The sequence below is a fragment of the Hahella ganghwensis DSM 17046 genome, assembly GCF_000376785.1.
GTDB classification, from domain to species: Bacteria; Pseudomonadota; Gammaproteobacteria; order Pseudomonadales; family Oleiphilaceae; genus Hahella; species Hahella ganghwensis.
Map to the genome: position 1 here is coordinate 63,359 of NZ_AQXX01000111.1, position 6,027 is coordinate 69,385.

The window sequence follows — 6,027 nt, forward strand, 5'->3', positions numbered from 1 at the left end:
CAAGTGACATTTAATCACAGGAGAATGCCCAATAGAATCCGTAGGGTCAACCAAGTTAATCACAGGAGAGCCCTATGAAACTCGCCACAAAGCAACTGACGATTCTGCTGACACTTGTCTGTCTGACTTTATCGTCACAAAGTTGGTCTGCAGATAAACGGATTGGCATCATCGTTTTTGATGGTGTACTAACCTCAGATATCACAGCGCCCATCGAAGTATTTGGCATTGCCAGTCGCAAGAGTTGGTTTTCGGATTACGAAACCATCACCATCAATGTGGGTGAAAGCGATAGCATTACCACGGAAGAAGGTTTGACGCTGAAGGTCGATGCCTACTTGCGTGATCGTCCTGAAGTGGATGTTCTGCTACTTCCCAGTAGCTACGATATGGATCCCCTGCTGGAAAATGAAGCATTGATTTCCTATATCAAAAATACGGCCACCCAAGCCGAGTGGATGGCCAGCAATTGCTCCGGAGCATTATTGTTGGCTGAAGCGGGTGTCTTGGATGGACGTAACGCAACCACCTGGGCAGGGGGAGAATCCGGTATGGCAAGGAACTATCCAGAGGTGAAGGTGCAATACGACCGTAACTATGTCATTGATAGCAGTGCCGATAACGGCAACGTTATCACCTCCAATGGCAGCGTGGTCAGTTATGAAGCGGCCCTGGTGTTACTGTCGCAACTGTCTTCCCAGGACAAAGCCGAAGAAGTGAAGACAGCATTGCAGATGCAGCGGGTTTGGAGGGACTAGGCTTGAGCATATGGGTCACACTGAAGTCTCAAGTTCTCCCGGAAAAGTCCGATGAACTGATGCAATTCCTGGAGGACAACCTTCCCAAGTCAGGAGCTTTCCCGGCTGCTTCAGCGTCAGCGTGCAGAGAAGCCTGGATGATAACATCCTCCTGTTTCAGGAGCGCTGGCTTTCCAGATCACACCACGAGCGTTATATCGAATCCATCATGCAGAGCAGCGTTATGGACACCTTGGTAAGCTTTCTGGAAGGACCACCGGAAGTCCTGTATCTGGAGGATATTGATATTTAGAGTGATCGACCCCGGTTAAATGTTTAACCGGGGTAAGTTGTATTTTCGCTTCAAGTCTATTCGAGTAATAGATACTTCACACTTCCTGTACGCTAGTGAAACTTCAGATCCATGAGTTCTTGGATTTTTGCCTTCTTGTCTATTGCCCCTCTTTTATTTTTAGTTAGAAATCTCGCGGCGGTGGGAATTCGTTGACTAATATTTTTCTGTATTAGGTTAAAGCGACATTTTTTGTCGTTTTGGTTGGTAATATTCTACTTCAGATATTTTTGGCGGCAGAAATGTAGAGGTAGAAACTTTGCCAAGGTTTTTTTAAAGGTTGTGCAAGTAGTCACTACCCCCTTAAAGGCCAGCCTCGGCTGGATATTAAAAAAATGTAAAACCCCAAGGGCAAATTTGAACAGCATTGTAACAAGGTGTTACTATTCGGCCGTTTTTTGCCCTGGTAAGGGATCGGTACTAGCCATTAGAGGATATCGGTGTCGAGGTAACGCGTTAAACAGGGCAACTAGAATCGCTTCGCGAAACATAGCATTTAATGATTTTCCATACCAAATAGAGCAGTAGCACGGATGAATCAGGAACAATCCACAACAGGGAGGTTGGATACCGGCCTCGCTGCGTTAGTGATGCTGGCGCGCTTCCATCAGGTCGCCGCGGATCCCGCTCAACTTCAACATCATTTCGGCACCCACGAACACCCTTTCCTGGAAGGGGATTTGATTCGCGCGGCCCGTCATCTCAAGCTTAAGGTTCGTGCCTTTAAATCCACCACGGATAAACTGGAAAAGCTTCCATTACCTGCCATTGCGCAAAATAAAGATGGCGGCTTCTTTATTCTGGCCAAAGTCCAGGACGACAAAGTCCTGATTCAGGACCCGCAGGCCAATGGCCCCCAAACGCTGGACATGTCAGCGTTATCGGAGATCTGGTCCGGTCGTCTGATTCTGATCACCAAGCGTTCGGTGCTGCCGGGCATGACAGGCAAGTTTGATATCAGTTGGTTTATCCCCGCGATATTGAAGTACAAGCACCTGCTGCGGGATGTGATTATTGCCTCTTTCTTCATCCAGTTGTTTGCGTTGATCACACCGCTATTTTTTCAGGTGATGATCGATAAAGTACTGGTACATAAAGGCCTGACCACGCTGGATGTTCTGGCTTTCGGCCTGGTGGTGATCTCCATTTTCGATGTGGTGCTGAACGGCCTCCGCAACTATGTGTTCAGCCACACCACCAATCGGGTGGATGTCTCTCTCGGGGCCAAACTCTACAACCATCTCACCCATCTACCCGTGGCCTATTTCCTGTCTCGCCAGGTTGGGAATACCGTGGCGCGAGTGAGGGAACTGGATACCATTCGAAACTTTATTACCAGTTCAGCGCTGACGTTGGTCATCGATCTGTTCTTCACCATCGTCTTCTTTGTGGTGATGTATTTCTATAGTCCAACTCTGACCTGGGTCGTAGCCGGTTCGATCCCGTTTTATATTGCGCTGTCGGTATACATCACCCCGATCCTGCGTCGCCGTCTGGATGAAAAATTCAAACGCGGTGCGGAGAATCAGGCCTTCCTGACGGAATCTGTCTCAGGTATCGAAACCGTCAAGGCCATGGCCGTAGAACCCCAGATGCAGCGCCGCTGGGAGGAAAATCTCGCAGCCTATGTGGCTGCTTCATTCAAGGCCAATAACCTGGGCAATATCGCTAGCCAGACGGCGCAGTTGATCAATAAGATTGTGACCGTCCTGATTCTGTGGATTGGAGCCTCTCTGGTGATGGCGAACGAGCTGAGTATCGGCCAGTTGATCGCCTTCAACATGATTGCCGGAAGAGTCAGTGGCCCCATTCTGAAACTGGTGCAACTGTGGCAGGATTTCCAGCAGGCCAGTATCTCGTTGGCCCGCCTGGGGGATATTCTCAATACCCCGACGGAACCGGGCCATAACCCCAACCGGACCACCCTGCCAAAACTCAAAGGCCAGGTGGTGTTTGATAACGTCAGCTTCCGTTATGGCCCTGAACAGCCTTTCGTTTTGAAACAACTGTCTTTGGATGTGAAGCCCGGCGAAGTGATCGGTATCGTCGGCCGTTCCGGATCAGGCAAGAGTACGTTGACCAAACTGGTGCAACGTCTGTATGTGCCGGAGTCCGGCCGGGTACTGGTGGATGGGGTGGATCTGGCCCAGATGGAACCGGCCTGGCTGCGCCGTCAGGTGGGTGTGGTACTGCAGGAAAACCGCCTGTTCAATCGTTCGGTCAAAGACAATATTGCCCTGGTTGATCCCAGCCTGCCGTTGGAACGGGTAATCGAAGCGGCCAAACTGGCCGGGGCCCATGAGTTTATCGTGCAGTTACCCGAAGGTTACGACACCGTTGTCGGTGAACAGGGGGCGTCTCTTTCTGGTGGCCAGCGTCAGCGTATCGCCATCGCCAGAGCATTGATCACCAATCCCCGTATTCTCATCTTTGATGAGGCGACCAGTGCCCTGGATTATGAATCCGAACGCATCATCCAGGAGAACATGCGTCACATGTGTCACAACCGGACCGTGTTTGTGATCGCGCACCGTCTTTCCACCGTCCGTCAGGCTGATCGCATCATCGTGGTGGATCAGGGACAGATTGTGGAAATGGGCAGCCACGAACAACTGTTGGAACAGAACGGCTACTACGCCAAGCTGCACAGCTACCAGAATCATACCCCGGCCATTCGCGCGGTGGACAAGGCAGAGAGATCGACTGGGAAATCTGCCAGCCAGACACAATCGGCACCCAACAGGATTTCGGCCTCCATGTCATTAACACCTCAAACAGGAGGTGATGAATGAGCGAAATCAAGATGACACCAGCGGATCAAAAAGCCGAGAAAGCCGTACTCAGTCAGCGGGAAATCTACGAGTTCCTGCCTGCAGCGGTGGAGATTGAACAGACCCCGGCCTCACCGGTAGGGCGCGCCATTATCTGGGCGATCCTACTGCTGTTCACCATTGGCGTGGTGTGGGCCATCTTCGGCAAGATCGATATTGTGGCGACCGCACAGGGTAAGGTGATTCCCAGTGAACGGGTCAAAGTCATCCAGCCACTGGAGACGGCTTCCATTGCGCAAATCCATGTGCGGGATGGCCAGTTCGTTCATGCCGGTGATCCCCTAATTACCTTGGATACCACGACCACTGAAGCGGATGTCCGGCGTCTGACTCAGGAATGGGCGGAAACCGCTGCCCAGAAAGCACGGTTGGAAGCCTTTGGTCACTGGTTCGAACAGCAAGGACAGGGAAACATTGACGTTCCCGTCCTGACGACAGAAGACCCAAGTCTGCAGCCACTGTTAGTTAAACAACAAAATCTGTTATTCCAGCAAGTGGCAGAGTTCAACGCCAAACTCAGCTCCCTGCAACAGGAAACGGCACGACTTGAGGCGGAAAGTCAGATGACTCGTGCGGAGATTATCAAGAACACCCGCATGAACGAAGTGCTGATGGAGCGGGTCAGTGCCTACGACATCATGCAGAGTAAGAAGCTGGGTTCCCGGGTGCAGTATCTGGAAATCAAACAGGACCAGATCGAAGTAGAGCAGGATATCGCTGTGCAACAGGCCCGGCTCAAACAGCTGGAAGCGTCCATCGCAGCCAATCAGGCGCAGCAACAATCCCTGCGTCACGAGCAATACAAAACCACGCTATTGGAACTGCAACAGGTTAGCACCCAGGAAGCTTCCTTACGCGAAGAGAAAACCAAAGCGGAACAACGCAGCAAACAATATCACCTAACGGCACCGCTTGACGGCACGGTGCAGCAGCTCGCTGTGCATACCGTCGGCGGTGTGGTCACCCCGGCTCAGGAACTGATGCTGATTGTACCGGAACAAAGTGAGATGGAAGTGGAAGCCATGGTCCTCAACAAAGACATCGGTTTTGTACAGGAAGGACAACCGGCGGAAGTGAAAATTGACACCTTCAACTTCACCAAGTACGGCGTCATCGATGCCGAACTGATCGATCTCTCCGGCGACGCCATCCAGGATGAACAACTGGGCCTGGTCTACAAAGCAAGATTAAAACTGAAACAAGACGGTCTCACCGTCGAAAGCAAATACGTTCGACTCTCTCCGGGGATGTCCGTGATGGCCGAAGTGAAGACCGGACAGCGGCGGATTATCGAATTCTTCCTGGCGCCGTTGTTGCGGTATAAGGAAGAGAGTTTGGGGGAGCGATAAGCTAACTAGCTATGGTTTATCTGAGATAATAATGTTTAATCCTATTTTTGTCTCTTATATTGGATGTTGTTATTCGTTGTATATATGTTCTTTTTAATGGAGTCGTATGAAAAGGTGTTTGTATAGTACTTTAGCTATTCTATCGATATGTATTATTGCATTTGTATCTATATTTGAAACAACTATGTCGGAGGGGATGAAATATGCGAATTTATGCTATTTCAAATCCGGTGTTTTTATAAATGATGGTATTGAAAATAATGTTGGCTGGAGGGCTGAAAATAAATTTATTGCAATGTTTATTGCAAATCTTAAATCTGTGGATTTTGTAAGGTTTTCTGATGTAAATAACGAAGAACCTGAATATGATCTCATTTATTTAGGTGGCGATAAGAACAAGATAAGTTCTTATTATATAGATGAAGCGGATGTATCAAGAAATACTGTCTATAGAATAGTAGACGGTATTTCTAAAGTTGAAAACTATGAATCAATTAGAAAAAGCTATATTGAGGTAGTTGATGATAGATCAGAAAAGGAAGTTCTGGGTTACTACAAATATGAGATAAGTTTTGTTGTCAGGGACGCTTTTCCCTCGTGGCTGAGCTTTAACATGGTATGCGAAGAAGCAGGCTTTAATCTAGAGAATATACTAAGGAGGCTCTGAATAACTCCCCAAATCAGTCATAATACGGCCAACTTCACTCATCAGGAATACTATCCATGGATCAGATGACTTTCTCCGAAGCTGAATACCA

5 protein-coding genes are annotated in these 6,027 nt (G+C 49.1%); all 5 read left to right on the plus strand.

What is annotated here, in order from left to right; translation table 11 throughout:
* Positions 1–74: 74 nt before the first annotated feature.
* The 5 genes from F566_RS0112760 to F566_RS0112780 all read left to right on the plus strand — a co-directional run bounded on the left by F566_RS0112760 (position 75) and on the right by F566_RS0112780 (position 5,936).
* Positions 75–758, plus strand: coding sequence for a DJ-1/PfpI family protein (locus F566_RS0112760; RefSeq protein WP_020407380.1), 684 nt, complete (start codon positions 75–77; stop codon positions 756–758).
* Between the two features lie 121 nt (positions 759–879).
* Positions 880–1,050, plus strand: coding sequence for a hypothetical protein (locus tag F566_RS36920; RefSeq protein ID WP_020407381.1), 171 nt, complete (start codon positions 880–882; stop codon positions 1,048–1,050).
* 572 nt (positions 1,051–1,622) lie between these two features.
* A complete protein-coding gene (locus F566_RS32765) occupies positions 1,623–3,881 on the plus strand; it encodes a type I secretion system permease/ATPase (RefSeq protein ID WP_083921076.1) in 2,259 nt (752 codons plus the stop codon).
* Positions 3,878–5,269 (plus strand): HlyD family type I secretion periplasmic adaptor subunit, encoded by a 1,392-nt coding sequence (locus F566_RS0112775; RefSeq protein ID WP_020407383.1) that lies wholly within the window; start codon positions 3,878–3,880, stop codon positions 5,267–5,269. The genes F566_RS32765 and F566_RS0112775 overlap by 4 nt, the downstream gene beginning before the upstream one ends.
* Before the next feature lie 196 nt (positions 5,270–5,465).
* Positions 5,466–5,936, plus strand: a complete 471-nt coding sequence (locus F566_RS0112780) for a hypothetical protein (RefSeq protein ID WP_157496764.1) — start codon at positions 5,466–5,468, stop codon at positions 5,934–5,936.
* Positions 5,937–6,027: the final 91 nt, after the last annotated feature.